This is a genomic window from Blastococcus saxobsidens (assembly GCF_002938435.1).
GTDB lineage: Bacteria > Actinomycetota > Actinomycetes > Mycobacteriales > Geodermatophilaceae > Blastococcus > Blastococcus saxobsidens.
In genome coordinates this window covers 58,351-85,074 of record NZ_POQT01000001.1, presented here as the reverse complement: position 1 = coordinate 85,074, position 26,724 = coordinate 58,351, and the positions used below count along the sequence as shown (strand labels likewise).

At 75.9% G+C, this 26,724-nt stretch carries 30 protein-coding genes and 1 pseudogene; 16 read left to right on the top strand and 15 right to left on the bottom strand.

Features of this window, described 5'->3' with window-relative positions; translation table 11 throughout:
- Positions 1–39: 39 nt before the first annotated feature.
- From C5507_RS00435 to ssd, 4 genes are read right to left on the bottom strand one after another with little or no spacing between them, the layout of a single operon-like run.
- A complete protein-coding gene (locus C5507_RS00435; protein WP_104526569.1) occupies positions 40–783 on the bottom strand; it encodes a type II secretion system F family protein in 744 nt (247 codons plus the stop codon).
- Complete coding sequence (locus C5507_RS00430; RefSeq protein WP_104526719.1) at positions 780–1,583, bottom strand: type II secretion system F family protein; 804 nt, start codon at positions 1,581–1,583, stop codon at positions 780–782. The genes C5507_RS00435 and C5507_RS00430 overlap by 4 nt, the downstream gene beginning before the upstream one ends.
- Positions 1,580–2,719: a TadA family conjugal transfer-associated ATPase gene (locus C5507_RS00425; RefSeq protein ID WP_104526568.1), complete on the bottom strand. Its 1,140-nt coding sequence runs from the start codon at positions 2,717–2,719 to the stop codon at positions 1,580–1,582. Before C5507_RS00425 ends, C5507_RS00430 begins: the two co-directional genes overlap by 4 nt.
- Complete coding sequence (gene ssd, locus C5507_RS00420) at positions 2,716–3,795, bottom strand: septum site-determining protein Ssd (RefSeq protein WP_104526718.1); 1,080 nt, start codon at positions 3,793–3,795, stop codon at positions 2,716–2,718. Before ssd ends, C5507_RS00425 begins: the two co-directional genes overlap by 4 nt.
- 125 nt (positions 3,796–3,920) lie before the next feature.
- Between ssd and C5507_RS00415 the strand changes: the two genes are divergently transcribed.
- Positions 3,921–4,766 (top strand): HAD family hydrolase, encoded by an 846-nt coding sequence (locus C5507_RS00415; protein ID WP_104526717.1) that lies wholly within the window; start codon positions 3,921–3,923, stop codon positions 4,764–4,766.
- Positions 4,767–4,886: 120 nt separating this feature from the next.
- On the opposite strand, the gene C5507_RS00410 is transcribed toward C5507_RS00415, so the two are convergent.
- Entirely contained in the window at positions 4,887–5,675 is a 789-nt protein-coding gene (locus tag C5507_RS00410; RefSeq protein ID WP_104526567.1) for a Fic family protein, read from the bottom strand.
- Between the two features lie 65 nt (positions 5,676–5,740).
- Between C5507_RS00410 and C5507_RS00405 the strand changes: the two genes are divergently transcribed.
- The gene (locus C5507_RS00405) at positions 5,741–6,292 is read left to right on the top strand and encodes a histidine phosphatase family protein (RefSeq protein ID WP_104526566.1); all 552 of its coding nucleotides are present in this window, start codon (positions 5,741–5,743) and stop codon (positions 6,290–6,292) included.
- 372 nt (positions 6,293–6,664) lie between these two features.
- On the opposite strand, the gene C5507_RS00395 is transcribed toward C5507_RS00405, so the two are convergent.
- Positions 6,665–7,159 (bottom strand): FKBP-type peptidyl-prolyl cis-trans isomerase, encoded by a 495-nt coding sequence (locus tag C5507_RS00395; RefSeq protein WP_104526565.1) that lies wholly within the window; start codon positions 7,157–7,159, stop codon positions 6,665–6,667.
- Between the two features lie 86 nt (positions 7,160–7,245).
- Here C5507_RS00395 and C5507_RS00390 point away from each other — a divergent pair, with 86 nt between their 5' ends.
- Positions 7,246–8,160, top strand: coding sequence for an epimerase (locus tag C5507_RS00390; RefSeq protein WP_104526564.1), 915 nt, complete (start codon positions 7,246–7,248; stop codon positions 8,158–8,160).
- An 11-nt stretch (positions 8,161–8,171) separates the two neighbouring features.
- On the opposite strand, the gene C5507_RS00385 is transcribed toward C5507_RS00390, so the two are convergent.
- The 3 genes from C5507_RS00385 to def all read right to left on the bottom strand — a co-directional run bounded on the left by C5507_RS00385 (position 8,172) and on the right by def (position 10,350).
- On the bottom strand, positions 8,172–8,501 hold the full coding sequence (locus tag C5507_RS00385) for a tetratricopeptide repeat protein (protein ID WP_104526563.1): 330 nt from the start codon (positions 8,499–8,501) through the stop codon (positions 8,172–8,174).
- A gap of 40 nt (positions 8,502–8,541) precedes the next feature.
- Positions 8,542–9,720, bottom strand: a complete 1,179-nt coding sequence (locus C5507_RS00380; protein WP_104526562.1) for a glucose-1-phosphate adenylyltransferase family protein — start codon at positions 9,718–9,720, stop codon at positions 8,542–8,544.
- Between the two features lie 72 nt (positions 9,721–9,792).
- Entirely contained in the window at positions 9,793–10,350 is a 558-nt protein-coding gene (gene def / locus C5507_RS00375; RefSeq protein WP_104526715.1) for a peptide deformylase, read from the bottom strand.
- 67 nt (positions 10,351–10,417) lie between these two features.
- On the opposite strand from def, the gene C5507_RS00370 reads away from it, so the two are divergent.
- The 4 genes from C5507_RS00370 to C5507_RS00355 all read left to right on the top strand — a co-directional run bounded on the left by C5507_RS00370 (position 10,418) and on the right by C5507_RS00355 (position 14,562).
- A complete protein-coding gene (locus C5507_RS00370) occupies positions 10,418–11,365 on the top strand; it encodes a cobalamin biosynthesis protein (protein WP_242611301.1) in 948 nt (315 codons plus the stop codon).
- 216 nt (positions 11,366–11,581) lie between these two features.
- Positions 11,582–12,295, top strand: coding sequence for a PAS and ANTAR domain-containing protein (locus C5507_RS00365; RefSeq protein WP_104526560.1), 714 nt, complete (start codon positions 11,582–11,584; stop codon positions 12,293–12,295).
- A gap of 102 nt (positions 12,296–12,397) precedes the next feature.
- Positions 12,398–13,060, top strand: a complete 663-nt coding sequence (locus tag C5507_RS00360) for a lysophospholipid acyltransferase family protein (protein ID WP_104526559.1) — start codon at positions 12,398–12,400, stop codon at positions 13,058–13,060.
- Positions 13,057–14,562: a cobyric acid synthase gene (locus C5507_RS00355; protein WP_104526558.1), complete on the top strand. Its 1,506-nt coding sequence runs from the start codon at positions 13,057–13,059 to the stop codon at positions 14,560–14,562. Before C5507_RS00360 ends, C5507_RS00355 begins: the two co-directional genes overlap by 4 nt.
- Here the strand turns inward: C5507_RS00355 and C5507_RS00350 are convergent.
- Entirely contained in the window at positions 14,549–14,938 is a 390-nt protein-coding gene (locus tag C5507_RS00350) for an acyl-CoA thioesterase (protein ID WP_104526557.1), read from the bottom strand. The genes C5507_RS00355 and C5507_RS00350 overlap by 14 nt on opposite strands.
- Positions 14,939–14,977: 39 nt before the next feature.
- Here C5507_RS00350 and C5507_RS00345 point away from each other — a divergent pair, with 39 nt between their 5' ends.
- Both C5507_RS00345 and C5507_RS00340 read left to right on the top strand, forming a co-directional pair.
- Positions 14,978–15,604, top strand: coding sequence for an MSMEG_1061 family FMN-dependent PPOX-type flavoprotein (locus C5507_RS00345; protein ID WP_104526556.1), 627 nt, complete (start codon positions 14,978–14,980; stop codon positions 15,602–15,604).
- Between the two features lie 31 nt (positions 15,605–15,635).
- The gene (locus C5507_RS00340) at positions 15,636–16,061 is read left to right on the top strand and encodes a VOC family protein (RefSeq protein WP_104526555.1); all 426 of its coding nucleotides are present in this window, start codon (positions 15,636–15,638) and stop codon (positions 16,059–16,061) included.
- Positions 16,062–16,081: 20 nt separating this feature from the next.
- Here C5507_RS00340 and C5507_RS00335 read toward each other — a convergent pair whose 3' ends face one another.
- A complete protein-coding gene (locus C5507_RS00335) occupies positions 16,082–16,279 on the bottom strand; it encodes a hypothetical protein (RefSeq protein ID WP_104526554.1) in 198 nt (65 codons plus the stop codon).
- A 172-nt stretch (positions 16,280–16,451) separates the two neighbouring features.
- On the opposite strand from C5507_RS00335, the gene C5507_RS00330 reads away from it, so the two are divergent.
- Entirely contained in the window at positions 16,452–16,991 is a 540-nt protein-coding gene (locus C5507_RS00330; protein ID WP_104526553.1) for a type II toxin-antitoxin system PemK/MazF family toxin, read from the top strand.
- 1 nt (position 16,992) lies between these two features.
- On the opposite strand, the gene C5507_RS00325 is transcribed toward C5507_RS00330, so the two are convergent.
- Positions 16,993–17,208: a hypothetical protein gene (locus C5507_RS00325; protein WP_242611300.1), complete on the bottom strand. Its 216-nt coding sequence runs from the start codon at positions 17,206–17,208 to the stop codon at positions 16,993–16,995.
- A 106-nt stretch (positions 17,209–17,314) separates the two neighbouring features.
- Positions 17,315–18,388 (bottom strand): AbrB family transcriptional regulator, encoded by a 1,074-nt coding sequence (locus tag C5507_RS00320; RefSeq protein ID WP_104526551.1) that lies wholly within the window; start codon positions 18,386–18,388, stop codon positions 17,315–17,317.
- Between the two features lie 136 nt (positions 18,389–18,524).
- Here C5507_RS00320 and cobC point away from each other — a divergent pair, with 136 nt between their 5' ends.
- The gene (cobC, locus tag C5507_RS00315; RefSeq protein WP_104526550.1) at positions 18,525–19,607 is read left to right on the top strand and encodes an Rv2231c family histidinol phosphate aminotransferase CobC; all 1,083 of its coding nucleotides are present in this window, start codon (positions 18,525–18,527) and stop codon (positions 19,605–19,607) included.
- 11 nt (positions 19,608–19,618) lie between these two features.
- Positions 19,619–20,842, top strand: coding sequence for a uroporphyrinogen-III C-methyltransferase (gene cobA, locus C5507_RS00310; protein WP_242611299.1), 1,224 nt, complete (start codon positions 19,619–19,621; stop codon positions 20,840–20,842).
- Between the two features lie 6 nt (positions 20,843–20,848).
- Here the strand turns inward: cobA and ygiD are convergent, their stop codons facing one another.
- On the bottom strand, positions 20,849–21,700 hold the full coding sequence (ygiD, locus tag C5507_RS00305) for a 4,5-DOPA-extradiol-dioxygenase (RefSeq protein WP_207225902.1): 852 nt from the start codon (positions 21,698–21,700) through the stop codon (positions 20,849–20,851).
- Positions 21,701–22,127: 427 nt separating this feature from the next.
- Here ygiD and C5507_RS00300 point away from each other — a divergent pair.
- Together C5507_RS00300 and C5507_RS22940 are read left to right on the top strand one after the other, a co-directional pair.
- Positions 22,128–22,940 (top strand): annotated as a pseudogene (locus C5507_RS00300) (DUF222 domain-containing protein); the annotation flags it as partial.
- Positions 22,941–23,020: 80 nt separating this feature from the next.
- Complete coding sequence (locus tag C5507_RS22940; RefSeq protein ID WP_242611298.1) at positions 23,021–23,275, top strand: HNH endonuclease signature motif containing protein; 255 nt, start codon at positions 23,021–23,023, stop codon at positions 23,273–23,275.
- Between the two features lie 18 nt (positions 23,276–23,293).
- On the opposite strand, the gene C5507_RS00295 is transcribed toward C5507_RS22940, so the two are convergent.
- Complete coding sequence (locus C5507_RS00295; RefSeq protein ID WP_104526549.1) at positions 23,294–24,001, bottom strand: (2Fe-2S)-binding protein; 708 nt, start codon at positions 23,999–24,001, stop codon at positions 23,294–23,296.
- 141 nt (positions 24,002–24,142) lie between these two features.
- On the opposite strand from C5507_RS00295, the gene acs reads away from it, so the two are divergent.
- A complete protein-coding gene (acs, locus tag C5507_RS00290) occupies positions 24,143–26,092 on the top strand; it encodes an acetate--CoA ligase (RefSeq protein ID WP_104526548.1) in 1,950 nt (649 codons plus the stop codon).
- A gap of 126 nt (positions 26,093–26,218) precedes the next feature.
- Positions 26,219–26,719 (top strand): phage holin family protein, encoded by a 501-nt coding sequence (locus C5507_RS00285; RefSeq protein WP_104526547.1) that lies wholly within the window; start codon positions 26,219–26,221, stop codon positions 26,717–26,719.
- Positions 26,720–26,724 lie beyond the last annotated feature (5 nt).

Here is a 26,724-nt window from a genome sequence, read left to right as displayed (position 1 = left end):
GGGGCATCTGTGGAGAGGGCCCGCGACTGTGGACCGGGCTCACCGGAACACCTCCCCGGCGATGCCGAGGACGAGCGGCACGACGCCCAGGCACACGAACGCGGGCAGGAAGCACAACCCCAGCGGCGCCAGCACCCACACCCCCGCCCGCTGCACCGCCGCCTGGGCCTCGGACCGGGCCGACGACCGCAGCTCCTGGGCCAGCGCGCGCAGGGCCGGCACCGCTGCCGCACCCGATTCCCCGGCCCGCACCAGCACCCGCCCGAGAGCGGCCAGGGGTGCGGGCACGTCGGCCCAGGCCTGCCGGTCCTCGGCACCCAGGCGGGAGAGTGCGGCGATCCTGCGCAGCTGCGCGCCGAGCGGATCAGGGGCGGCCCCGCCCACCGCCGCCAGTGCGGCGGTCACCGGCAGCCCCGCCGCGAGGCAGCCGGCGATCAGCTCGCAGGCCACCGGCAGCTCGCGCTCGAGCGCCGTCCGCACGGCCTCCCCGGGATCGGCCTCGGCGGCCCGGAGCAGCCACTGGCCGGTCACCGTGGTGACGACCGCCGCGCAGGCACCGGCCGCTCCGCCCACCAGCAACCCGGCCGCGAGTCCCGCGGCCCCGGCCAGGGCCCACCGCCGCCGAGCGCTGCTGACGGTGCCCGTCGCAGGGGTGGGTGCGGACCGGGGCGTCAGCAGCCCGGTCAGCCGCCGTGCCCGCATCCCGGCGAGGGCCGAGCCCGGCGCCCACAGCGCCAGCGCGGCGCCGATCAGCAGCACCGCCGGCCAGACCCCGGCCTTCATCGTGCGATCCGCCGGACGAGCCGGCCCGTCCACGCGATCCCCGCCACCTCCAGGGCCACGCCGCCGACCAGCAGCGCCTGCCCCGTCCCCGTCGTGGTCAGCACGCCCCACGGATCCGCCCCGGCCCCGCTGCCCAGGGCCAGCCCGAGCACCGGCAGCCCCGCCAGCAGCCGTGCGCTGGACCGCGGACCCGCGGTGGCCACCAGCAGCTCCCGCCGGCGCCGCAGGCGCGCGCGCAGGTCGTCCTCCACGGCGGAGACGACCGTCGCCAGCGAGCATCCGGTCCGGGCGCTCAGCGCCACCGCGGCCGACAGCCGGGCCAGTGCACCGGTCAGCCCGTCGGACTCGTCGTGCTCCCCGCCGCCCGGCTCGCGCTGCGGGGGCGACCCGCGTACGGCGCGCAGCAGGGCGGCGGCGCACTCCCGGTCCGGGCAGGCCTCGGCCACTCCTTCGGCCGCCTCACCCAGCAGCCGCCCGGCCCGCAGCTCTGCCGCCAGCGCCGCCAGGGACTCCGCCAGGACCGCCAACCGTGCTCCCTCCACCGCCTCGGCCCGCCGCGACCGCCACCCGCGGACCGCGAGCGCCGCGCAGGCGGCGGCCAGCGCCGCCACCAGCGGGGTGCTCAGGACCGAACCGATCCCGGCGGCGAGCACCGCGGCGGCCACCGGCAGCGGCACCGCCGGCCCCGTCCGGCTCCCGGCGACCGCCGGGGTGACCTGCCGCACCCGGTGCCGCAGCACCGCCCGCGCATCGGGCCACAGCAGCACCGCGCCCGCAGCCGAGAGCAGCGCGAGGGTCACGGGCCGGCCAGCCGCTCGCGCAGGGCGTCGCCCGCCGGGCAGGGCCCGCCGTCGGCCCGCCATCCCGGCTCGACCACCACGAGGTCGCCCCGCCGCCGCAGCACCCCGATCTCCTCCACCCGACGCCCCGCCGGCCCCCGCCGCAGGTGCACGACGACGTCCAGCGCGGCCGCGGTCTGGCTGTGCACCGCGGCCCGGCCGAGACCGGCTGCTACCCCGAGCGCCTCCAGCCGGGCCGGCACCTCGGCCGACCGGTTGGCGTGCAGGGTGCCGCAGCCGCCGTCGTGCCCGGTGTTCAGCGCCGCCAGCAGGTCGACCACCTCTGCGCCGCGCACCTCCCCGACCACGAGCCGGTCGGGCCGCATGCGCAGGGCCTGGCGCACCAGGTCGCGCAGCTCCACCGTGCCGGCGCCCTCGACGTTGGGCGGTCGGGTCAGCAGCCGGACGACGTGCGGGTGCCGCGGGGTGAGCTCCGGGGCGTCCTCGCACAGCAGCAGCCGCTCGCCGGTGTCCACCTCGCCGAGCAGCGCCGACAGCAGCGTCGTCTTCCCCGAGCCGGTACCGCCGGTGACGAGGAAGGCCAGCCGCCGGTCGATCACGGCGCGTACCAGCCCGCAGCTCTCGCCGGGCAGCGTGCCGGCCTCCGCCAGCTCGGCGAGCGTCTGCGCGCACCGCCGGAGCACCCGCAGCGACAGGCAGGTGCCGTCGCCCGACACCGGCGGCAGCACCGCGTGCAGCCGGATGCCGCCGGGCAGGCCGACGTCGACCCACGGGGAGGCGTCGTCGAGCCGCCGCCCTCCCGAACCGGCCAGCCGGACCGCCAGCCGGCGGACGGCCGCGTCGTCGTCGAAGCGGACCCCCGGCGCCGGCTCGAGCCCGGCGCCCCGGTCGACCCACACCTCCTCCGGCCCGTTGACCAGCACGTCGGTGACCCCCGGCAGCCGCAGCAGCGACTCCAGCGGTCCGGCGCCGGCCAGCTCGTCGACGGCGTGCCGGACGGCGAGCAGCACGTCGTCGTCACCCAGGAGACCACCGGCCTCCTCGCGCACCAGCGCCGCCACCTCAGCACGGGACGGCGGCGCCTCCGCCACGGCGAGCCGCGCGCGGACCCGGTCCAGCAGCGACGGCGCGCTCACTGCCGGCCCGCCACCGCACCGAGCACCTGGCGGGCCACCCGGGCCAGCGGCGTCCGCGTACCGAGGCCCGGTGGCTCACCCCGCTCGCCGCGGGTCACCGCGCCGCGATCGTGCGGCAGCTGCGCGAGGACCGGGCAGCCGACCAGGTCGGCCACGTCGTCGGCACCCAGGCCACCGGGCACCTCCCGGACCACCAGCCGGGCCGGCTCCCAGGGCGAGCCGGGGCCGGTGACGAGCAGCCGTGCGGCGGTGGCGGCACGCAGCCGCGCGGGCACCACGAGCACGGCCAGGTCTGCATCGGCGAGGATTCCGCGGGGCCCCTCCCCCAGGCCGTCGGGCCCGGGCCGGGGCAGGTCGACGACGACGAGCCGGCCCGTGGCGCGCGCCGCGTCCACCACCGCCGCCAGCGCTTCCGCGGGCACGGGTGCCGGCCGCGCCCGGTCGGCGGCCAGCAGGTGGACGCCCTCGACCTCGGGCAGCGCGGCGAGCAGCGCGTCGCCCGCCACCCGCCCGCGCAGCCCGGTCAGCTCCGGCCAGCGGAGCCCCTCGACCAGCTCGGCCCCCAGGACGAGGTCCAGGCCGCCGCCCCACACGTCGGCGTCGACGAGCACCGCGCCGTCGGGCGCGGCGACCGCGAGGGCCGCGGCCACCGTGCTGGCCCCGCCGCCCCCGCAGGCGGCCCCGACCGCGATCAGCGGCCCCTGCTCGACCGGCGCGCGGACCGCCGCGGCCGACCGGGCCAGCAGCCATGACTCGTCCCGGGGGAGGACCACGACGCGCTCGGCACCCACCTCGACCGCCGCAGCCCACTCACGGGGCGGCAGCTCCGCGCCGGCGACCACCACGACCCCCGGCCGCCGGGGGAGCGACCGCAGCGCCCCGCCGGCCAGCGCGTCGGCACCCAGCAGGACCAGCGGCGCCTCGCGGAAGGCGCGGCGCAGCGCCGGGCCGCCGGCCGCCCGCTCCGCCTCCGCCCCGGCCGCGGCGAGCAGCCGGAGCACGTCGTCGAGCAGGTCCTCGTCGGCGCAGACGACGAGCGGACGGGCGGAGCGCACCGCGGGCGGGAGTGGGAGCACGTGCCGACCCCATCCCGCGGGGTGCAGCAGGACCACGGGGACGGCGCAACTGTGGATGACCCCATCGGGTGTGGATCCGGGTCCAGTCGGGCGGCCGACCTGCCGAAACAGCTACCGTGGCCACCGTGACGCGCTCAGCGGCGTTCTTCGACCTGGACAAGACGGTCATCGCCAAGTCGAGCGCGCTCGCCTTCGGCCGGCCCTTCTTCCAGGGCGGGCTGATCAACCGCCGCGCCGTGCTGAAGTCCGCCTACGCGCAGTTCGTCTTCTCCCTCGCCGGGGCCGACGAGCAGCAGATGGACCGGCTGCGCGCCCAGCTCACCGCGATGGTCACCGGCTGGGACGCCGCGACCGTCCACGAGATCGTCCGCGAGACGCTGCACGAGATCGTCGACCCGCTGGTCTACGCCGAGGCCGCCGACCTCATCGAGGAGCACCGCGCCGCCGGCCGCGAGATCGTCATCGTGTCCAGCAGCGGCGCCGAGATGGTCGAGCCCATCGGCGAGATGCTCGGCGTCGACCGCGTCGTCGCCACCCGGCTCGTCGTCGAGCACGGCCGCTACACCGGCGACATCGAGTTCTACGCCTACGGCGAGAACAAGGCCGAGGCCGTCCGCCGGCTCGCCGCCGAGGGCGGCTACGACCTGGCCGACTGCTACGCCTACAGCGACTCGATCACCGACCTGCCGCTGCTGGCCGCCGTCGGCCACCCGACCGCCGTCAACCCCGACCGCGGGTTGCGCAAGGCCGCCCTGCAGCAGGGCTGGCCGGTGCTGCGGTTCGAGCGCCCGGTCACCCTGCGCTCCCGCTTCTCGGCGCCCTCGACGCCGGTCGTCACCGGCGCCGCGATGGGCGTCGGCGCCGCCGTCGTCGGCCTCGCCTGGTACGCCCGGCACCGGGCGACGCGTGCCGGGTTGCTGGCGCCGGACCCGGCTCCGCTGCCGGGCCGCCGCCGGCGTCGCGGGGCCTGAACCACCGCGCGAATCAGCGCCGCCCCCCGGGCGACAGGTCCACTCCTGACGGAGTACCTCTCTGCCCCACCGGGGTGGGCAGAGAGGTGCTGCCCCGGACCGGCGACCGGCCGCGGGAGGTCAGCCGCGGAGCAGGCTCTCGCAGATGGCCAGGCCTTCCAGTGCGCCGTGCTCGGTGGCCCGGCAGCAGTGCACCAGCCACGCCGCCACCCCCTCGGACGTGCCCGCGGCGTACCCGGCCAGGGCCTGCTCGTAGGCCTCCCGCCCGAACTCGGCGAACCCGACCTCGGGCACCGAGCACGCCTTGGGGTCCAGGCCGCGGGTGATCCCGGTCAACCGGGCGGCGGCGCGGGCGACGACGCCGTCGGCGACGCCGAAGGGCGCCAGGGCGGCGATCTCGCCGTGCACCAGGCCGGCCACGAGCACGGCCGGCGCCGTGGTGGCGCCGGTGGAGAGGGCGAACAGCCCGGACAGCCGCTGACCGGCGTGCGGGGCAGGGCGCCCGAGGTCGGCGCGGTCGGCCAGGTCGGCCGCGGCCAGCACGTGCAGCCGGGCCAGCACCTGCCCCGGGGCCTTCGGCCACGTCTCCACCATCGATCCCAGCGCGGCCGACACCCGCAGCGCGCCCTGCACGACCGGGTCCTCCACCGAGCCCGCGCGCAGCTCCGCCAGCGGGACGTCGACGCCGGCCAGCGCCGCCGACGCGCGCGCGCCGCGCAGCGCCGACTCGGTGCTCACCCCGGCCGACTCACGCCGCAGGACGCGGTGGCCCAGCAGCCGGTCGACCGCCGCACGGGCGCCGTCGGCGGCCTCCCGCACCCCCGGCAGCTCCAGCAGCGGGGCCAGCGGGTCGGGCGTGCCCGGGCGGGCGGCGGGGCGCGAGGCGCCGGGACGGACGGGGATGCTCACGCCGACGACGGTACGAGGCGTCCGGGAGCGCTCCGCACACCCCTGCCCTACGCTGCCTCCTTGCCATGACTGCCCCGATGACGTTGCTGCTCGTCCGACACGGCCAGAGCGAGTGGAATGCCCGAGGCCTCATGCAGGGCCAGACCGCGCACGTGCCGCTCACCGCGCTCGGGCACTCGCAGGCCGAGCTGGCGGCGCGGGAACTGGCCGAGCTGCGCCCCGGGGTCCTGCTGTCCAGCGACCTGCTCCGGGCGGTGCAGACGGCCGAGCACTGCGCCCGCGCGACGGGGCTGCCGTTCAGCACGACACCGGCGCTTCGGGAGCAGGGCTACGGCGTGCTCGAGGGGCGTCCCTCGCACGAGCTGTGGGACGTCGTCGACTGGACGGACGCGCACTGGTCCGCCGAGGGCGGCGAGAGCCTGGCCGAGCTGCACGCCCGGGTCGCGGCGTTCCTGGGCCACCTCTGCGCCGAACCGCCGGCGGACGTCGTCGCGCTGGTCACCCACGGCGACACGATCCGTGCCGCGCAGGCCGTGGCGGCAGGGCTCGGCCCCGACGCCATGCCCGGCATCACCCCGCACAACGGCTCGGTGACCAGGCTCGAGATCTGCGAGTGACGTGCCGGCCGGATGGCCGGCACGTCAGCTCTGCGTCAGCGGCGGCGGAGGAGTCCGCCCACGATGCGGCCGAGACCGCCGCCGGAGGCGGCAGGCACCCCGCGACCGCGACTCATCCCCCGGCCGGCGGTCGTGGCGCGGCCCATGCCCCGCCCCGGTCGTCCGGTCGTGCGTCCACCCCGGGCCGCGCCTCGGGCTGCGGTCTCCGCGGTACCCATCAGTCTTCCCAGAATGCTCATGGGGACCCCGGTGCCCATCGGGGGCGGCACCGATGCGGTGGCGGAGACCGGACGGAACGATCACCGGCGTGCCGTCACCGCGCGGAGGCCGGCGGACCCTCTCCGGTTGGGCCGGGACGGTGGTCCGTGCTGGTCAGCTCACGTCGACGAGGTCGATGACGAAGACGAGGGTGGCGTCGCCGGGGATCGGGCCGGCCCCACCCGCGCCGTAGCCGAGCTCGCTGGGGATGGTCACCATCCGCCGTCCGCCCTCCTGCATGCCGGTGATGCCCTGGTCGAAGCCGGGGATGACCCCGCCGGACCCCAGGGTCACCGGCAGCGTCGTGTCCTCGCCCCGGCTCCAGGAGGAGTCGAACTCCTCCCCGGTCTCGTAGAAGGCGCCCACGTACTTGACCTCGACGGTGCTGCCGGACACGGCCTCGTCACCCTCGCCGACGACGACGTCGTCGATGACCAGGTCGGTCGGCGGCTCCTCGTCCGACGCGGGCACCTCCGGGGCGACCGACAGGTCGGTGGTGACGACCTCCGCGCCCGACGATGCCGGCGCCGCGTCGTCCTCCCCGCAGGCGGTGAGGGGCAGGAACAGGGACAGGGCGAGGAACGCCCCGGGCACGGTGCGGCGGGTCATGGCCCCATGCTCCCAGAGCCCCGGCCCGCACCCCGGCTCCGGCATGATCACCGCGTGACCGCCTCCCCCAGCTTCCCGGCCGCGCGGTGAAGGTCGTGGTCGCCGGCGGTTCCGGCGCGCTGGGCCGCCGGCTCTGCGACGACCTCGCCGCCCGCGGGCACGACGTCGTCGTGCTGAGCCGCACCCCGCGGCCGGGCGGTCACCGGCAGGTGCGGTGGGACGGCCGCACGGTCGGGCCGTGGGCCACCGAGCTCGCGGGCTCCGCCGTGGTCAACCTCGCCGGGGAGCTGGTCGACCGGCGGCCGACCGCGCGGAACCGGGAGCTGCTCACCCGTTCGCGGGTCGAGCCGACCCTGGCCTTGCGCGGGGCGGCCGAGCAGCTCGGCGTCCCGGTGCCGGTCTGGCTGCAGGCCAGCACCACCGCGATCCACGGGGACGCCGGCGAGGCGCTGCTCGACGAGGGTTCACCACCCGGCGACGGGCCACCGCAGATGGTCGACGTGGCCCGGGCCTGGGAGGCCGCCGCGGCCGGCGCCCCCGCCGAGCGCCAGGTGATGCTGCGCACCAGCGTCGTGCTGGACCGGGACACGCCCGCCCTGGACCGGCTGGCCGGCCTGGCCCGCTGGGGCCTGGGCGGCCGGGTCGGCAGCGGCCGGCAGCGGACCAGCTGGCTGCACGTCGAGGACTGGCTGGCGATCACCCGGTGGGCGCTCGGGGTGGACGACGACGTGCCCGCGCCGCCGCTGTCGGGGGTGCTGGTGGCCAGCTCCCCGAACCCGGTGCGCAACGCCGAGCTCATGGCGGCCCTGCGCCGGGCCCTCCACCGGCCTGCCGCGCCCCCCACCCCTGCGCCGCTGGTGCGGGTGGGCGCGGTGCTGCTGCGGACCGATCCGGCGCTCGCGCTGGCTGGGCGCCGGGTGGTCTCCCGCACGCTCGCCGAGGCGGGGTACCGCTGGCGGCACCCCGACCTCGACGAGGCCCTGGCGGACCTGCTGGGCTGAGCGCGCCCGCCTCAGCCGGCGCCGAGCGCGTCGGCCATCCGGTGGTGCGCGGTCGCCTCGGGTCCCCGGCTGAGCCGCTCCAGCGTGCGCGCCAGGGCGCGGCGGGCCCACCCGTCGGACGGCGACAGCTCGACGAGCCGGGTCAGCGCCTCCTCGGCGCGGGTCAGCTGCGCGGAGCCGTAGTAGGCGCGTGCCAGCAGCTCCAGGGCCGCCTCGTTGCGCGGCTCGGCGTCGACCACGGCCTGCAGGATGCGCGCGGCCTCGGCCGGCTGACCGATGTTGAGGAGGAGGTCGGCCCGGAGGAACTCCGAGTGCAGATCGAGCTGGAACGGCCTTGTCATGCCCGCCCCAACGCGGGCACGGTCCCGCCGCTTCCCGGGCTCACTCCTCCGGCTCGGGGTACCGCGCCCCGGCGGAGAGCTCGGTCCCGTCGGCCACCCGCGCGGCACGCCCCACGAGGGTGATGTCGCCGTCGCCGCCCACCGAGGCACCCGCACCGACGTCGACGCCGTCGTCGAGCACCGCGCGGGTGACCGTCGCGCCGGCGCGCACCCGCGTGCCCGGCAGCAGCACCGAGTCGACGACGGTCGCCCCTCGCTCGACGTGCACGCCCGGGGAGAGCACCGACCCGCGCACGTTGCCGGAGACGCGGGTGCCACCGGAGAGCAGGCTGTTCTCGATCTGCCCGTCGTCCAGCACCCGGGCCGCGCTGTGCCGCCCGCCCCGGGTGTGCACCGGCCAGCGCGGGTCGTCGAGGTCCAGCGGCGGCTCCTCGTCGAGGAACTCCCGGTGCGTCCGCCAGTAGGACTCGACCGTGCCGACGTCGCGCCAGTAGCCGTCCAGCGGGTACGCGCGGGCCAGCCCGTCCTTCGTCTGCGCCGGCAGCAGGTGGGTGCCCAGGTCCTCCAGGCCCTCCTCGCCGACGTCGGCGCCGAGCGCCTCGAGCCGGTCCAGCGTGGGCCCCGGGGAGAAGACGAACACCTCGTTGGTGGCCGTCGTCGTCGCCGGCTCGTCGGGCTTGTAGGCGTAGCCGGTGACCCGGTCGCCCTCGCCGACCTCCACGATCCCGTAGCGCGGGGCGTCGTCGGCCGCCACCTCGGTGGTCACCATCGTCACCTCGGCACCGGAGCCCAGGTGGGCGTCGACGACGTCCCGGTAGTCCAGCTTGTAGACCGCGTCGGCGCTCACGACGACCAGCGCGTCGGCCTCGTACTCGCGGATCAGCTCGGCCTGCCGCCACAGGGAGTCCGCCGTGCCGGTGTTCCAGCCGCCGCGCTCGGTGCCCCGGTACGGCGGGAGGGTCATCAGGCCGCCGGTGGTGCGGTCCAGGTCCCACGGGCGCCCGTTGGCCAGGTGCTCGTGCAGCGACGTCGGGTGGAACTGGATGGACACCCAGACGTCGGAGAGCTGCGAGTTCTGGCAGTTGCTCAGCGGGAAGTCGATGAGCCGGTAGACCCCGGCGAAGGGCACCGCGGGCTTCGCTCGCTGCTCGGTGAGCAGCTCGAGACGACCTCCCGCGCCACCGGCGAGCACGAGCACGAGGATGCGGGGAAGCGCCATGGGCTCCCGCTACCCGCCGCGGACGTCGCACACCCCCGGGAGGGGGCCCCTTATCCGCCGCGCGCCGGCCGATCAGGCCGGGAGGTCCCCGCCCGGGCCGGCGGCCTCGGCCAGCAGCCGGTCGCGCAGGTCCTCCGGCAGCCGGTCGACGTACACGGTGCCGTTCAGGTGGTCCACCTCGTGCTGCAGGCAGCGGGCCGCCATCCCGGTGGCCTCGATGCCCACCGCGTCGCCGTGCAGGTCGACGCCGTCCACGCGGGCGCGGAACGCCCGGGGCAGCTCCGCGTACGGGCCGGGCACCGAGAGGCAGCCCTCCTCGGTGACCTCCTCGGCGGGGTCGTCCCCCACCGGGTCGAGCACAGTCAGCACCGGGTTGACGACGTAGCCGACGACGTCCTCGCCGTCGGCGTCCGGGCAGTCGATGACGAACACGCGCGCGTCGACGCCGATCTGGTTCGCGGCCAGGCCCACGCCGTCGGCGGCCTCCATGCTGGCGAACATGTCGAGCACCAGCCGCCGCAGGCCGTCGTCGAACACGGTGACCTCGGCGCACCGCCGGTGCAGGACCGGGTCGCTGCCGTAGGTGACGATCGGCCGGGCGACGCCGTCGTAACGGCCGAACAGGCGCATGGCCACCGATCCTAGGGAGGTGGGTGGCCGACGGCGCCTCCCGCCGGCGGCTTGGCACCATGTCGCGGTGCCCCTCCCCCGTCCCGACGCCGCCACCGCGGCCGGTCTGGCCCTCGGCGCGCTCGCCGATGTGGCCCTGGCCGATCCCCGCCGATGGCACCCGGTCGCGGGCTTCGGCAGCCTCGCGGCGGCGCTCGAGCGGCGGTCCTGGCGGGATTCGCGCGCTGCCGGAGCCGGGCACTGGCTGGTGCTGGTGGGGAGCACCGCCGCCCTGGGAGCGACGGCGGATCAGGCCACCCGCGGGCACCCCGCCGCTCGCACGGTGCTCACCGCGGCGGCGACCTGGGCGGTGCTGGGCGGCACGTCGCTGGGCCGGACGGCCGGCCGGATGCACGACGCGCTGGCGGCGGGGGACGTCGTCGCCGCACGGGCCGTCCTCCCCAGCCTGGCCGGGCGGGACCCGCGCCACCTCGACGAGGCGGGCCTGGCGCGGGCCACCGTGGAGTCCGTCGCGGAGAACGCCTGCGACGCCGCCGTCGCACCGTTGTTCTGGGGCGCCGTCGCCGGTCTGCCCGGGCTGCTGGGCTACCGAGCGGTCAACACGCTCGACGCGATGGTCGGCCACCGGTCGCGCCGGTACGAACGGTTCGGCTGGGCATCGGCCCGCGCGGACGACGTCGCCAACTGGCTGCCCGCCCGCCTCACCGCGACCCTGACCGTCGCCTGCGCACCGCTGGCCGGGGGCTCGGCTGCCGGCGCGTGGCGCACCTGGCACCGGGACGGCGCCGCACACCCCAGCCCGAACGCCGGGCGGTGCGAGGCGTCCCTGGCGGGTGCGTTGGACCTGCGGCTGGGCGGGCGCAACGTGTACGGCACCCGCGTCGAGGACCGGCCGCCGCTCGGGGACGGCCGCACCCCGCAGCCGGCGGACATCGCCCGCGCGACCCGGCTGTCCCGCGCCGTCTGGCTCGCCGCCGCGACCCTGGCCGTACTGGCACGGATGCGCCGGACCTGACGCACGGCGTCCGCGAAGGGACGCACGGTCACGACACGAGTTCTCCCGCCACGAGTCGCGGCGACGTGCGGTCGAGAGCTGCCGGAGCCTCGCGCCGGACGTAATGTCGCGCGCAGCGGAGCGGCCGGTCCGGGAGGACCGGCGGTGCACGCCGTCCAAGACACGGCGGTGGGGCCCTGCCGGATCAACCGGCACGCTGCACCGAGGAGTACTCCCATGTCGTCACCGGCATTCCCCCTCCACCGGCCGGCCCCCCGCACGCCCAGCAGCACCGCGCGCACCCGCTCGGTCGACCGCCGAGCGGCCGGCCCGCCGACCGGGCGCTACCGGTTCGACGCCACCACCGGCAGCTGGTGGTGGTCGCCGGAGATGCGCCGGCTGCTCGGCCTCGACTCGGCGGTCGAGCCCTGCACCGAGACCCTCCTGGACGCCCAGCACCCCGACGACGTCGCCCGGGTGCGCGACGCGCTCGGAGCCGCCTGCGCCGACGGGCGGACGTTCGCCCTGGAGACCCGCGTCCTGCATCCCACGCGGGGCCAGCGGGCGGTCGTCCTGCTGGGCGAGCCCGTGCACGGCGAGGGCGGAGCCGTGCGCGGCGTGGAGGGCGTCTGCGCCGACGTCACCGGGGCACGGCCGGCCGATCCCGTCGCCGGGCACGCCGAGGCGCTGCAGACCGAGATCGCGCAGTTGAGGACGGCCATGGCCAGCCGGGCGGTCATCGAGCAGGCGAAGGGCATCCTGATGCTGCTCACCCACTGCGGCGAGCAGACGGCGTTCGACCTGCTGGCGCACATGTCCAGCCACACCCACCGCAAGGTGCGTGACGTCGCCGCGGCGCTCACCGGCTCGGCAGCCGGCCACGCCCGGCTCCCGGGCGACCTGGCGGCGATCCTGCGCGATGCCTGCCCACCCGCGCGGCCGATGCACTGAGTGCTCCGCGGCTGCCCTGGGTGGGTCCCGTGGTCGGTCGTTCGGAACAATGCGGGAGCTGCCGCCGGCATGCACCGAAGTGCCCGGAAGGGGACGCGTCCCGTGGTCTACCTCATCGCCCGCCTGATCCTCCGCCCCCTGTTCCTGCTCTGCCGCCCGCGGGTGACCGGCAAGGAGAACGTGCCGGTCAGCGGCCCGTTCATCATCGCCAGCAACCACCTGTCCTTCATCGACAGCATCGCCATCCCGCTCATGGCCCCGCGCCGGGTGGGCTACCTCGCCAAGGCCGAGTACTTCACCGGGTCCGGGGTTCGCGGTTGGCTGATCCGCACGCTCTTCACGGCCCTCGGCGCCCTGCCGGTCGAACGGGGCACCCACCGCGCCGCCCAGGCGGCGTTGGACACCGCGATGTCGGTGCTGCGCGCCGGCGGCGGGTTCGGCATCTACCCGGAGGGCACGCGCTCGCGGGACGGCCGGCTGGCCCGCGGCAAGACCGGCGTGGCGTGGCTGGCGTTGACCGCGGACTGCCCCGTGGTGCCCGTCGGGGTCATCGGCACCGACCGCATCCAGCCGGTCGGGGCGCGCTGGCCGTGGCCGCGCCGCTTCACGATCACCTTCGGCGAACCGATGACCTTCCCCGAGCACCGCGGCAAGGCCGGCAACGGCCGGGCCCGTCGCGAGGTCACCGACCGGATCATGGTCGCGATCGCGGAGCTCTCCGGCCAGGAGAAGGCCGGCTGGGAGGCACCGGGCGCCGCCGCGTGAGCGGATCGCTGCTCGTCGCGGGCACCACGTCCGACGCCGGGAAGTCGGTGGTCACGGCTGGGATCTGCCGCTGGCTGGTGCGCCAGGGCGTCTCGGTGGCGCCGTTCAAGGCGCAGAACATGAGCAACAACTCGATGGTCACCGCCGACGGCGCGGAGATCGGCCGGGCGCAGGTGATGCAGGCCGCCGCCGCGCGGGTGGAGCCCGAGGCGGCGATGAACCCGGTGCTGCTCAAGCCCGGCGGCGACAACTCCAGTCAGGTGGTCGTCCTCGGCCGCGCGGTGGGCGAGGTGACCGCGTTGTCCTACCGGCCGCGCAAGGCCGCGCTGCTGGAGCAGGTGCTCAGCTGCCTGGCCGACCTGCGGTCGCGCTTCGACGTCGTCGTCTGCGAGGGCGCCGGCTCCCCCACCGAGATCAACCTGCGCGCCGACGACATCGCCAACATGGGCCTGGCCACCGCGGCGGGCCTGCCCGTCCTCGTGGTGGGCGACATCGACCGCGGAGGCGTCTTCCCCGCCCTGTACGGGACGGTCGCCCTGATGCCGCCGGCCGACCAGCGACTGGTGGCCGGGTTCCTGGTCAACAAGTTCCGCGGCGACGTCCGGCTGCTCGAGCCCGGCCTGGTGGAGCTCGCGCGCCTGACCGGGCGGCCGACGTTGGGCGTGCTCCCCTGGCTGGGCGGCCTGGAGATCGACGTCGAGGACTCCCTGGGCGTGCCCACCGGCGTCTCCTCGGGCGGCCCGCCGCACGGCGAGGACGTCCTGCGGGTGTCGGTCGCCCGGCTCCCCCGGCTGTCGAACTTCACCGACCTGGACGCGCTCGCCGCCGAGCCCGGCGTCCTGGTCCGCTACGCCACCCGGCCGGAGGAGCTGGCCGACGCCGACCTGGTCGTGCTGCCCGGCTCCCGGGCGACCGTCGCCGATCTCGGCTGGCTGCGGTCGACGGGGCTGGCCGAGGCCGTCGCCCGCCGGGCGGCCGACGGCACGCCGGTGCTCGGCATCTGCGGCGGGCACCAGATGCTGGCCCGCACGATCACCGACGAGGTCGAGTCCGGCGCCGGTACGGTCCCGGGCCTGGGGCTGCTGCCGGCCGACGTGCGGTTCGCGCGGGAGAAGACGCTGGGCCGGCCGGTGGGGACGGCGCTCGGCGAGCGGGTGGCCGGCTACGAGATCCACCACGGCATCGTGACCGTCGACGACGACGCCGAGCCGTTCCTCGACGGAGCGCGGGCCGGCTCGGTGTTCGGGACGACGTGGCACGGGGCGCTGGAGAACGACGGGTTCCGGCGGGCCTTCCTCAGCGAGGTCGCCCGGACCACCGGCCGCCGGTTCGTGCCGGCACCGGGCACGGACTTCGCCGCCGTCCGGGAGGCCCGGCTGGACCGGCTCGGTGACCTGATCGCCGAGCACGCCGACACCGACGCGCTGTGGCGGCTGATCGAGGCGGGGCCGCCGCCGGGTCTGCCGCTGCTGCCGCCGGGCTCGCTGCTCAGCCCGCGCTGAGCCGCGCCCGGACGTCGTCCGGCCAGGGAGTGGCGGCGCCGTCCGCGACGCAGACGTAGGTGTTGCGGACGACGCAGCACACCCGCTCGCCCACGCGCACGGTGAACCGCACGGTCACGCTGGTGCGGCCCACCTTCTCCGTGTCGGCGTCCACGGTGACGGTGTCGCCCCAGCGGGCGGACGCCGCCCACTCCAGGGAACTCGCCTTGACCACCGGGTCGATGCTGCGGGCGACCAACTCGTCCCACGTCAGCCCGTGGGCGGACCACCACCCGTTGGAGGCCTCGTCGGCCCACACCAGGTAGTGGGCGTTGAAGACGACTCCCTGCTGGTCGCACTCCACGTAGCGGACGGGGGAACTCCAGACCTCGGGCACGGGCGACCACGGTAGTGCGGGCCGGTCTACGGTCTGGCCGTGGACCCCGACACCCTCCTCCCGGACGCCCCTCCCGCACCGGACGCGCTGGAGGCCTACCGGTCGCCCTCGAAGCGGGTGCTCGACAAGGAGATCGGCCTCCTCGACCACCACTGCCGGACGTTCATCGGGCTGTCCCCGTTCGCGACGCTCGCCACGGCCTCGGCGGAGGGGTGGCCGGACGTGTCGCCCCGCGGCGGGGCGCCCGGCTTCGTGCACGTGCTCGACGAGCACCGGCTGGCGCTGCCCGACCGGCTCGGCAACAACCGGATCGACAGCCTGCGCAACCTCGGGGCCAACCCGCGGGCCGCGCTGATGTTCTTCGTCCCCGGGTTCGACGAGACGCTGCGCGTGTACGGCACCACCACGGTGGTCGCGCCCGGCGAGCTGGACGTCGACCTCACCGAGTTCGGCAAGCCACCGCTGTCGGTGCTGGTGCTCCAGGTGGAGAAGGCCTACTTCCAGTGCCCGAAGTCGGTCATGCGGTCGGGCCTGTGGGACCCGGAGCGCCGGGTGGACCGGTCGGCCTACCCGACGTTCGGCGCCGTGCTGCGCGACCACTGCCGGGACACCACCATCCCGGCCGACGACGCGGTGATGCGCGCGGCGCTGGCCGAGGAGCTGTAGTTCCGTCGGCACCCCGCCCTAGCCTGCCGGCATGTCCTTCGACGTCCAGATCGTGGTCGACAGCTCCTCGCCGCACGCGCTGGCCGACTGGTGGGCCGAGGCGCTCGGCTGGCAGGTGGAGCCGCAGGACGAGGCCTTCATCCGGCGGATGGTCGGGGCCGGCGCGGCAGCGGAGTCCGACACCACCACCCACCGGGGCGCGCTGGTCTGGAAGGTCGGCGCCGCGATCGTCTCCCCGGAGCCCGGCCGCCCACGGGTGCTGTTCCAGCTCGTGCCCGAGGCGAAGACCGTCAAGAACCGGCTGCACCTCGACGTGCGCGTGGGCAGCGAGCGGACCGAGGAGGAGGTGGCCCGCCTCGTCGGGCTCGGCGCGCGGGAGCTGTGGCGGGGGCAGCAGGGCCCGTATGCCTGGGTGACGCTCGCCGACCCGGAGGGCAACGAGTTCTGCGTGACCTGACCATCGCCTTCGTTGCCGGGTCAGCTGGCGCGGAGGTCCCTCGCGAGCTTGCGGTCGGCCACCGCGCGCTCGGCCATCAGGCGCATGCGTGCACGCCGACGTCTGCGGTCGCGGCCGCGGTAGCGCGCGTCCTCCACCAGCTGGAAGGCGGCGAGAACGCTCGCCTTCACCTCACGCGCCCGCGGAACGGCGGGTCGGACCGGCTCGGCCGATGTCATGGAGACCCCCTCCTCCTGGGGGGCGTCGCCACGCTCCCCGTGCGGTCATGGTTCCCCCATTTCGGCGACATGAACCCTCACCGTGACCAATTGGTGTCGATGTGTCACATGTGACATCGGGTGACCGTTTCGTGTCCTGGGCCGCCGCCCCGCCGGTCCGTACGGTGCTCGCATGGCAGCTCCTCGACACCTCGGGCGGACCGCCGTGCGGCTGGCCGGTCGCCTGCTGGGCCGGCTGCGGCCCGCGGTGGGTGCGCCGGGGCCCCCACGGACGCCGGGTGGACGCCCGCGGCCCGGCTCCGCTCGGCCTGCGACGGCGCCCACGGACGAGCCGGACGTCACCTACCGGCCCCGGGACGACGGGCGGCCCGACCCGGGCGAGATCGTGTGGGCCTGGGTGCCCTACGACGAGGACGACGGCCGCGGCAAGGACCGCCCGGTCCTGGTGATCGGCCGGCGCGGGGAGCAGCTGCTGGGCCTGATGCTCACCAGCCGGGACCACGACCGGGACGCCGCCGACGAGGCCCGGCACGGCCGGGTGTGGACCGACATCGGCACCGGGGCGTGGGACTCCCGGGGCCGCGCCAGCGAGGTGCGGCTGGACCGGCTGCTGGTGGTGGATCCTGCCTCGGTGCGCCGCGAGGGCGCCGCGCTGGACCGGGCCCGCTTCGAGCGGGTCGTCGGCGAGGCCCGCCGCGTCCAGGGCTGGTGACTCAGTCCGCGATCGACTCGTCCCGGGCGGGCCGGCGCGCGGGCGGCCGCAGGTTGTAGACGCCCACGCCCTCGGTGAGCGGTTCCAGGTCGTAGCGGTGGACCACCTTGGGCCCGCCGTGCAGGTGCACGTGGGTCACGGTGGGCAGCGGGTCGCCGTGCCGCGCCTCCCGGATCTGCACCCGCCCGTCGAGGGGCCCACCGACGAACAGCAGCACCGCGTCGTCGGTGGCTGCGTCGGTGGCGGCCGCGTTCTCCTCGGACAGCTGGGTCTCCTCCCGCTCGTGCGCCGACCCACGAGAGTAGGCGCGGACGGGCCGCTCGTCAGGTGCCCGCGTCCCCCCGGGAGGAACGGCGCAGCCATCGGGCGATCAGCGGGGCGCTGAACAGCATCACGAACAGCCGCAGCATCTGGACGGCCAGCACGAACGTCGTGTCGGCCCCGGCGTCGCGCGCCGTGGCGAGCACCGCGTAGAGCCCGCCGGGCGTCGTCGCCAGATACCCCTCCAGCGCACTGGCCCCGGTGACGCCGGCGAGCAGCGCCCCCAGGCCGGCGCAGGCGAGCACCAGCGCCGCCATGAGCGCCAGCGCCGACGGCAGGGCGCGGCCGATGACCCGCAGGCTGTCCCGGGTGAAGCTCAAGCCCACCTGCAGCCCGATCACCAGGAAGGCGGCGCTCTCCACCAGGCCGGGCACCTGCGCACCGCGCGACAGCCCGGTGAGGTCGGCGACGGCAGCCGCGGTGAGCGGTCCCAGCAGCGCGGCCACCGGCATCCGCACCAGCCGGCCCACGACCAGCCCGACCAGTGCGCACCCCGCGGTGAACGCCAGGCCTGCGGCCCAACCCGGCCCGTCGGGATCGGCGGGGCCACCGGACCCGGCGCTGGCGCCGTAGACCGTCGTCGCCGCGACGGGCATCAGCAGCACGATGAGGAGGACCCGCAGGTACTGCAGGACGGCGACCATCCGCTCGTCCGCGCCCAGGTCACGGGCCATCGCCACGATGCCGCTGGCACCGCCGGCGACCATCGCGAACGCGCCGGTGACCGGGCTGATGCCGCGGTGGAGCCGGAACGCCGCCCCCGCCAGCAGGCTCAGCGCCAGCGTCGCGACCGTGACCGACAGGACGGGCAGCCAGTCGGCCGCCACCGCCCTGAGCGTGCCCACCTCCACCACGGCACCGATCGCCACACCGATGACGGCCTGGCCGGCGATCGTGACCCGCTCCGGCAACCGGACCGCGGTGCGACCGGCCAGCGCACGCACGAGGCCGGCGAGCAGCCCGCCGAACAGCGCGGGTGACGGGAGGCCGACCAGGGCGACCAGCAGGCTCAGCCCGACGCCCCCGGCGACGACGACGGCGGCGTCGAGCAGCCGTGCGCCGCGCCTGCCGCCCACCCGTCCCCCGTTCAGCACCGGTCGTCGGCGATCACTCTGCCGGTGTGCGATGGCCCACGCGACGGGGGCTCCGGGCCCTCTGCCGTGGTCGAATGTCGGCCGGCCCCACGCGACCGCACCGGAGGACCCCCGCCCGATGACCGGCTCCGACCTCCGCCACCACGGCGACGCCGAACTGGCGCCCGGGCTGGTCGACCTCGCCGTCAACGTGCGCGCCGGCACCCCGCCGGAGTGGCTGCGGGCCCTGCTGCACGAGGCGCTGGACGCGGGCGCCGCCTACCCCGACCCGCGCCGGGCCCGCGCCGCCGTCGCCACGGCCCACGGGCGCGACCCGGCCGAGGTGCTGCTGACCGCGGGGGCCGCCGAGGCCTTCGTGCTGCTGGCGCGGGCGCTGCGCCCGCGGCACGCCGTCGTCGTCCACCCGTCGTTCACCGAGCCGGAGGCGGCGCTGCGCGCGGCCGGCCACCCGGTGTCCCGGCTGCTGCTCGGCGCCGACGACGGCTACCGGGTCGACCCGACCGCGGTGCCGGACGACGCCGACCTGGTGGTGGTCGGCAACCCCACCAACCCGACCTCGGTCCTGCACCCGGCCGACGCCCTCGCCGGCCTGACCCGTCCCGGCCGGGTCGTGCTCGTGGACGAGGCGTTCGCCGACACGGTGCCCGGGGAACCGGAGTCGCTGGCCGGACGCCGCGACCTGCCCGGGCTGCTCGTCGTGCGCAGCCTGACCAAGACGTGGGGGCTGGCCGGGCTGCGGGTCGGCTACGCGCTCGGCCCGCCCGATCTCCTCGCGGCGATGGCCGAGCAGCAGCCGCCGTGGGCGGTCTCGACCCCGGCGCTCGCCGCCCTGACGGCGTGCACCGCGCCGGCTGCCCGCGCAGAGGCCGAGGCCGCGGCCACCGACCTGGTCGCGCACCGGGCGGCCCTGCTGGACGCCCTGCCGCCGCACGTGGAGGTGCTCGGCGAGCCGCGGTCCTCCTTCGTGCTGCTCCGCGTCGCCGACGGGGTGCGGGTCCGGCAGGCGCTGCGCGCACGCGGGTGGGCGGTGCGCCGCGGCGACACCTTCCCCGGCCTGACGACCGATCACCTGCGGGTGGCCGTCCGCGATCCGGGGACCTCGCGCGCGTTCGCGACCGACCTCGCTGCGATCCTGGTCGGTGCGGACCGGACCGGCTCCGCAGCGGAGGCCTCCTCCGCCGGCCTCGAGGAGATCCGCTGAACGCCACCCCGGTGCCGCCCGAGTCGGGCACCGTCTACCCGGTCGGCCTCCGACTGCTCGACCGGCTCGTCGTCGTGGTCGGCGGCGGCCGGGTGGCGCACCGGCGGGTGGCCGGGCTGCTGGAGTCCCGGGCCCGCATCACCGTGATCAGCCCGGAGGTGACCCCGGCGCTCGAAGCCCTCGTGGCCCCCGGATCGGTCACCTGGCTGCGCCGCCGCTACGAGGCCGGCGACCTGGCCGGCGCCTGGTACGTCGTCGCCGCCACCGACGACCCCGGCGTGAACGCGGCCGTGGCGGCGGAGGCGGAGCGCGACCGGATCTTCTGCGCGCGCGCCGACGACCGCGCCGCCTCCAGCGTGTGGACGCCGGCGATCGGGCGGCAGGGCGACCTGGTCGTGGGCGTGCACGGAGGCGGTGACCCGCAGCGGGCGATCGGCGTCCGCGACGCCGTCGTCGCCGGCCTGACCGACGGCAGCATCCGCGACCGCGCCGCCCGGCCCGCACCCGGCGGCAGCGTCGTCCTCGTGGGCGGCGGCCCGGGCGACCCGGGGCTGATCACCGTCCGCGGCCGCCAGGCGTTGGCGCACGCCGAGGTCGTCGTCGCCGACCACCTCGCCCCGCAGGCGCTGCTGGCCTCGCTGCCGCCGGAGGTGGAGGTCATCGACGCCTCGAAGCTCCCGCGCGGCCGGTCGATGGCGCAGGAGCGGATCAACGACCTGCTGGTCCAGCACGCCCGCGCCGGCCGCCGGGTCGTGCGGCTCAAGGGCGGCGACCCGTTCGTGTTCGGCCGGGGCATGGAGGAGGTCGAGGCCTGCGCCGCCGCCGGCATCCCCGTCGAGGTGGTGCCCGGCATCACCAGCGCCATCGCCGTGCCCGCCCTGGCCGGCGTCCCGGTCACCCACCGCGGGCTCACCCACGAGTTCGTCGTCGTCTCCGGCCACCTGCCCCCGGGGCACCCGCAGTCGCTGGTCGACTGGCCGGCGCTGGGCCGGCTCCGCGGCACGGTCGTCGTGCTGATGGGCGTGGACACCGCGCCGGCGATCGCCGCGGCGCTCGTCGAGCACGGCCGCGCGCCGGACACCCCCGTCGCCGTCGTCAGCGACGGCTCCACCGCCACCCAGCGCACGGTCCGCACCACGCTGGCCGGGTTGCCCGGCGCCCTCGCCGAGAGCGGCGTCCGGCCGCCGGCCGTCTGGGTGGTCGGCGAGGTCGTGGCGCTCGGCGACCCGGGCTGACGCCGGCTAGATGTTGGCGCCGTCCGGCGGCGGGCCCTCGGGCAGCGGTGCGGCGAAGCCGGTGCCCGAGGGCGCGGGTGCATCCATGCCGACGGTGTAGGCGGTCATCGACAGCGAGCCGTAGGCGTAGCCGTCCACCAGCACGTCGACCGGGGCGTCGGTCGCGCCCGCCATCCCCGCCACGTACAGCAGCGGGAGGAAGTGGTCCGGTGTCGGGACGGCGAGGTCGTAGTCGCGGTGCCCGTCCAGCCGCCCGGCGTTGCCGGGGTCGGTGAGCATGAACTCCTTCGCCGCCTCGTCGAAGCGCTGCGCCCAGTCGAAGCCGGCATCGGGCAGGGCGCGGCTCACCCCGCCGAGGTTGTGCACGACGTTGCCGCTGCCGATCACCAGCACGCCGTCCTCGCGCAGCGGAGCCAGGGCCGCCCCGAGCTGCAGGTGGTAGTCGAACGACTTGAGCGCGTTGATCGACAGCTGCACCACCGGGATGTCGGCGTCGGGGAAGGCGTGCATCAGCACCGACCAGGTGCCGTGGTCGATGCCCCAGCTGTCGACGTCGGCACCCACCCAGGTCGGGTGCACGATGTCGGCCACCTCGTCGTAGAGCTCGGGCAGACCGGGCGGCTCGTAGCGGACGTCGAAGAGCTCGCGGGGGAACCCGTAGAAGTCGTGGATGGTGCGCGGGCGGGGCATCGCGGTCAGGGCGGTCGCCTGGACGTACCAGTGCGCGGAGACGACGAGGATCGCCCGCGGCCTGGGCACCGCCTGGCCGAAGGCCCGCCAGGCCTCGGTGTAGCGGTTGGTCTCGAGCGCGTTCATCGGGTTGCCGTGACCGAAGAACGCGGCAGGCATGAGCGACATGTCCGACCTCCTCGTCGTCGACGCCGATCATCGCCCCAGGCGCGTCGGGCTGCGCGGTCATCGGCTCGACCCATTCCTCCCGACCGCTCGAACCGATCTACCGGTAGTCGTCCAGCACCTCCCCGCAGCACGGCATCCATGCCCCGCGGCATGACGGGCCTCGTGCCGTCCGACACCACCATCGCCGCGCCCCGCGGTGAGCTGCTGAGGGTCGGCGTCAAGCCGTTCTCCGAATCTGTGGACAAGTGGTTGACCTGCGGTTTCGTGCTGCGAGACCGGCCGGGCGGCGGTAGTATTCGAACAGGTGGTCGAACGTTTGGGAGGTGTCGTGGACCAGCTGGACGAGGCGCTGGACGCGCTCGCCGCCGAGCGGATCGACGGCCTGTACGGCCCCGCGCTGCTGGACCACCTGGCCCCGCTGCTGGCGATGCAGAACCGGCTGGCCGCCGAGGTCGCGCGCACCGTGCGGCAGTGCGAGCTGGCCGGCGCCGCCGAGCACGACGGCAAGGCGACGATGGCCTCCTGGCTGCGCGGCCACGCCCGGCTGTCTGCCACAGCGGCCAACCAGCTGGTCCGCAACGGTCGCACCCTCGCCCAGCTGCCCGCGGTGGCCTCGGCGGCGGCCCGCGGTGAGGTGAGCCCGGAGGCGGTGGCGGTGATCGCCCCGGTCGTGGCGCCGGACAACCTCGCCGCCGCCGAGGCCCAGGGCGTGGACCTGGCCGGGGTCGACGAGACCGTGGCCGAGGTGGCCGCCACCCGCCCGCACGCCGAACTCCGGCAGGTCGTCGGCCACTACCTCACCCGCCTGGACCCCGACGGCCCCGAACCCGACCCCACCGAGCAGCGGTCGCTGACCATGGCCAAGCACGCCGACGGCAGCCTGTCCTTCCGCGGCGAACTCGACGCCGTCGGCGGGGAGAAGTTCCAGGCCGCGCTGGAATCCATCGTGCAGGCTTCCCGACCGGCCGGGGACACCCGCACCCGCGCCCAGCAGTCCGCCGACGCCCTCGTCCAGCTGTGCGACAACCAACTGGCCGCCGGCACCCTGCCGATCCTGCGCACCGCCAAGCCGCACGTGGTCGTCACCATCCCGCTGGCCGACCTGATGGACCCGGCCACCGGCCCCGCCACGGCGCGCACCGGCTTCGGCGCGGCCATCTCCGCCGCCCGCGCCCGCTGGCTGGCCTGCGACGGCGGCATCAGCCGCATCGTCATCGGCCCCGACGGCCACCTCCCCGACCTCGGACGCACGCACCGCGTGACCCCACCCCACCTGCGCCGAGGGATCGAACACCGCGACCGCGGCTGCGGCGTAGTTGAGTGTGCAGGGCGCCGGCTCGACGCCCCCGCCCCCACTGGTGCGACGTCCACCACCTCCTGCACTGGGCCCACGGCGGCGAGACCGAACCGGGCAACCTCGCGCTGCTGTGCGAACGGCACCACGCCAAGGTCCACCACGGCTTCCGGGTGGAACGAGACACCGACGGCCGGTGGCGCACCTGGCGCCCCGACGGCACCGAGATCCTGCTCCTGCCCCACCTCACCCGGCGGACCGCCGACGCCCGTGCGGGCTGACAGCCGCGGAGCGTGCGCTCATCGCCAGCGGGCGGCGGCCTCGAGGAGTGCTCTGCGCTCCTCGGGCGGGCGCTGCGGGCAGGAGGCGCACGTCGGCATGCCCGCGGTCCGGTCGACCAGGCAGCACGAGGACCGCCGGACGAACCGCCGCCCCGCCACGTCCTCGTACCGCGGCGCCGGCAGCGGTGGCCCGACGGCGGAGACGAGCGGTGCGGCGAGCCCCGTGGCCCGCTCGACGTCACCGACCGCCTCCCCGAGCGCGAGCAGCCGGTTGGCCACGGTGTCGGTGGCGATCGCCCACAGCGGCCGCTCCCGCATGCGGCCCGCCTCGGCCACGGCGGCCGTCACGGCGCCGATCGAGCCGCGCAGGTCGTCGGCCAGGTCCCGGGACCCACCTCCGGCCGCCACGGCCGCGATCGGCTGGAGCCCGGGCAGCAGGGACACGGACAGGTCGGCGAGCCGGGCCGAGAGCGGGATGCCGGCGACCAGGCCGGCCAGCGCAGGGGTGAGCAGCGCCGACGACACCGAGTACCACCACACGGTGGCCAGGACGCGGCGGTCCGTCGTCCGCTGCACCCGGGCCCGCGCGGCCAGGAGCTCCGCCGTCCAGCCGGGGTCCGCCAGCACAGCCGCCGGCACGACCCTGGTCCCCGCCGGGACGAGCAGCCCGAGGGCCCCGGCGCCGGGGATGCGCCCGGCCACGGCGGTCTGCTCCGGCGTGGTCACCCGGTCAGTCTGACCGGCCGCCGCACGGAACCGGCCGCCCGCCGTCCAGGGGCAGACGGCGGACCCCGGACCCCATACGGTGTGGCCCAAGCCACGTCGCGTCGCCGGGCTCCGAGCGACGCCGGACCTTGGAGGTAGCGCATGAGCGAGACGAGCCAGGCGACCGAGAGCCGGAGCTACCCACCGCCGGAGGACCTGGCCGCCCAGGCGAACGTCGGCCCCGAGGTCTACGAGGAGGCCGCCCGCGACCGCCTCGCCTTCTGGGAGTCGGCCGCCCGCCGGCTCACCTGGGAGCGGGAGTGGGACACGGCGCTGGACTGGACGAACCCGCCGTTCGCCAAGTGGTTCGTCGGCGGCAAGCTCAACGTCGCCTACAACTGCCTGGACCGGCACGTCGAGGCCGGCCACGGTGACCAGGTCGCCTACCACTGGGAGGGCGAGCCCGGCGACACCCGGACGCTCACCTACGCCGACCTCAAGGACGAGGTCTGCCGGGCGGCGAACGCACTGCTGGAGCTCGGCGTGCAGGCCGGCGACCGGGTGGCCATCTACCTGCCGATGATCCCCGAGGCGGTCATCTCGATGCTGGCCTGCGCCCGCATCGGCGCCGTCCACATGGTCGTGTTCGGCGGCTTCTCCGCCGACGCCCTGGCCAGCCGGATCACCGATGCCGGCGCCCAGGTCGTCATCACCGCCGACGGCGGCTACCGCCGCGGCGCACCGAGCGCGCTCAAGCCCGCGGTCGACGACGCCGTCTCCCGCACCGAGGGCGTCCGCCACGTGCTGGTGGTCAAGCGCACCGAGCAGGACGTCGAGTGGTCCGAAGGCCGTGACCTGTGGTGGCACGACGTCGTCACCAAGCAGTCGGCCGAGCACACCTGCGAGTTCTTCGACGCCGAGCACCCGCTCTACATCATGTACACGTCCGGCACGACGGCGAAGCCGAAGGGCATCCTGCACACCTCCGGCGGCTACCTCACCCAGGTCGCCTACACGCACTGGGCGACCTTCGACCTCAAGCCGGACCGGGACGTCTACTGGACCGCGGCCGACGTCGGCTGGGTCACCGGCCACAGCTACATCGTCTACGGGCCGCTGGCCAACCGGGCGACGTCGGTGATGTACGAGGGCACCCCGGAGACCCCGCACCGCGGTCGCTGGTTCGAGCTGATCCAGAAGTACGGCGTGACCATCCTCTACACCGCGCCGACGGTCATCCGCACGTTCATGAAGTGGGGCGAGGACATCCCGGCCGGCTTCGACCTGAGCTCGCTGCGCCTGCTCGGCTCGGTCGGTGAGCCGATCAACCCGGAGGCCTGGAGCTGGTACCACCAGCACGTCGGTGGTGGCCGCTGCCCGATCGTGGACACCTGGTGGCAGACCGAGACCGGCGGTCACATGATCAACCCGCTGCCCGGCGTCACGTCGCTGGTCCCCGGCTCCGCGCAGGTGCCCTTCCCGGGCATCTCCGCCAAGGTCGTCGACGACGAGGGCAACGAGCTGAGCGACGACTCCACCGGCCTGCTGGTGCTCACCGAGCCGTGGCCGTCGATGCTGCGCACCATCTGGGGCGACGACGACCGCTACGTCGACACCTACTGGTCGCGGTTCGGCAACATGTACTTCGCCGGCGACGGGGCGAAGAAGGACGCCGACGGCAACATCTGGCTGCTCGGCCGGGTCGACGACGTGATGAACGTGTCCGGCCACCGGATCTCCACCACCGAGGTCGAGTCGTCCCTGGTGGGCCACCCGACGGTCGCCGAGGCCGCGGTGGTGGGCGCCAGCGACCCGACCACCGGTCAGGGCATCGTCGCCTTCGTGATCCTGCGCGGGAACGCCGAGGACTCCGGGGACGAGCTGGTGCAGCAGCTCAAGACGCACGTCGCCAAGGACATCGGCCCCATCGCCAAGCCGCGCCAGATCATGGTCGTGCAGGAGCTCCCCAAGACGCGCTCCGGGAAGATCATGCGGCGGCTGCTGCGCGACATCGCCGAGAACCGGGAGCTGGGCGACGTCACCACGCTCACCGACTCCTCGGTGATGAACATGATCAAGGACAAGCTCCCCGCGGCCCCCGCGGAGGACTAGGTCCCGGTCCTGCGGACGATCCGCACGCCCCCTCGGCAGCTCTTCCGAGGTGCCGAGGGGGCGCGCGTGTCCGTCGTGGGGCACCATTCTCCTGTCCAGCCAGTGCCGAACGAAGGAGTTGCCCCCGTGGCCCACAGCGTCTCGACCGGGCGGGACGACCGGTCCACCGGAGCCGCCGAGCCCTCCATCGGCACCCTCGTGCAGAGCGCGATGGCCGACGTCTCGACGCTGGTGCGCAGCGAGATCGAGCTCGCGAAGGCCGAGATCGGCGGATCGGCGAAGAAGGCCGCCATCGGTGGCGGCGCGTTCGGCGCGGCCGCCGTCGTCCTCGGCTTCTCCTCGTTCTTCCTCTTCATCGCGATCGCCGAGGCGCTCACCGCGCTCGGGCTACCGCGCTGGGTGTCCTACCTGATCGTCTGGTTCTTCCTCGTGCTCATCGCCGTGGTCGCCGCGCTGGTCGGCAAGAAGATGATCAAGAAGATCGAGAAGCCCGAGCGGACCATCGAGTCGCTGCGCGAGCTGCCCGACGTGATGCACCGGGAGGCCCCGGGCGCCCGGCGTCGCGACGTCCCCGTCGTCAGCGGCGGCAAGGTCCAGCTGCCGGGCAACGAGCGCTACTCGGTCTGAGCCCG

What these genes read in the sequence shown, in the direction of transcription:
- C5507_RS00435 (WP_104526569.1), bottom strand. Translation starts at nt 783, where the DNA reads ATGAAGGCCGGGGTCTGGCCGGCGGTGCTGCTGATCGGCGCCGCGCTG.
- C5507_RS00405 (WP_104526566.1), top strand. Translation starts at nt 5,741, where the DNA reads ATGACTGCCCCGATGACGTTGCTGCTCGTCCGACACGGCCAGAGCGAG.
- C5507_RS00395 (WP_104526565.1), bottom strand. Translation starts at nt 7,159, where the DNA reads ATGACCCGCCGCACCGTGCCCGGGGCGTTCCTCGCCCTGTCCCTGTTC.
- C5507_RS00385 (WP_104526563.1), bottom strand. Translation starts at nt 8,501, where the DNA reads ATGACAAGGCCGTTCCAGCTCGATCTGCACTCGGAGTTCCTCCGGGCC.
- C5507_RS00380 (WP_104526562.1), bottom strand. Translation starts at nt 9,720, where the DNA reads ATGGCGCTTCCCCGCATCCTCGTGCTCGTGCTCGCCGGTGGCGCGGGA.
- def (WP_104526715.1), bottom strand. Translation starts at nt 10,350, where the DNA reads ATGCGCCTGTTCGGCCGTTACGACGGCGTCGCCCGGCCGATCGTCACC.
- C5507_RS00365 (WP_104526560.1), top strand. Translation starts at nt 11,582, where the DNA reads ATGTCGTCACCGGCATTCCCCCTCCACCGGCCGGCCCCCCGCACGCCC.
- C5507_RS00340 (WP_104526555.1), top strand. Translation starts at nt 15,636, where the DNA reads ATGTCCTTCGACGTCCAGATCGTGGTCGACAGCTCCTCGCCGCACGCG.
- C5507_RS00335 (WP_104526554.1), bottom strand. Translation starts at nt 16,279, where the DNA reads ATGACATCGGCCGAGCCGGTCCGACCCGCCGTTCCGCGGGCGCGTGAG.
- C5507_RS00330 (WP_104526553.1), top strand. Translation starts at nt 16,452, where the DNA reads ATGGCAGCTCCTCGACACCTCGGGCGGACCGCCGTGCGGCTGGCCGGT.
- cobC (WP_104526550.1), top strand. Translation starts at nt 18,525, where the DNA reads ATGACCGGCTCCGACCTCCGCCACCACGGCGACGCCGAACTGGCGCCC.
- ygiD (WP_207225902.1), bottom strand. Translation starts at nt 21,700, where the DNA reads ATGTCGCTCATGCCTGCCGCGTTCTTCGGTCACGGCAACCCGATGAAC.
- acs (WP_104526548.1), top strand. Translation starts at nt 24,143, where the DNA reads ATGAGCGAGACGAGCCAGGCGACCGAGAGCCGGAGCTACCCACCGCCG.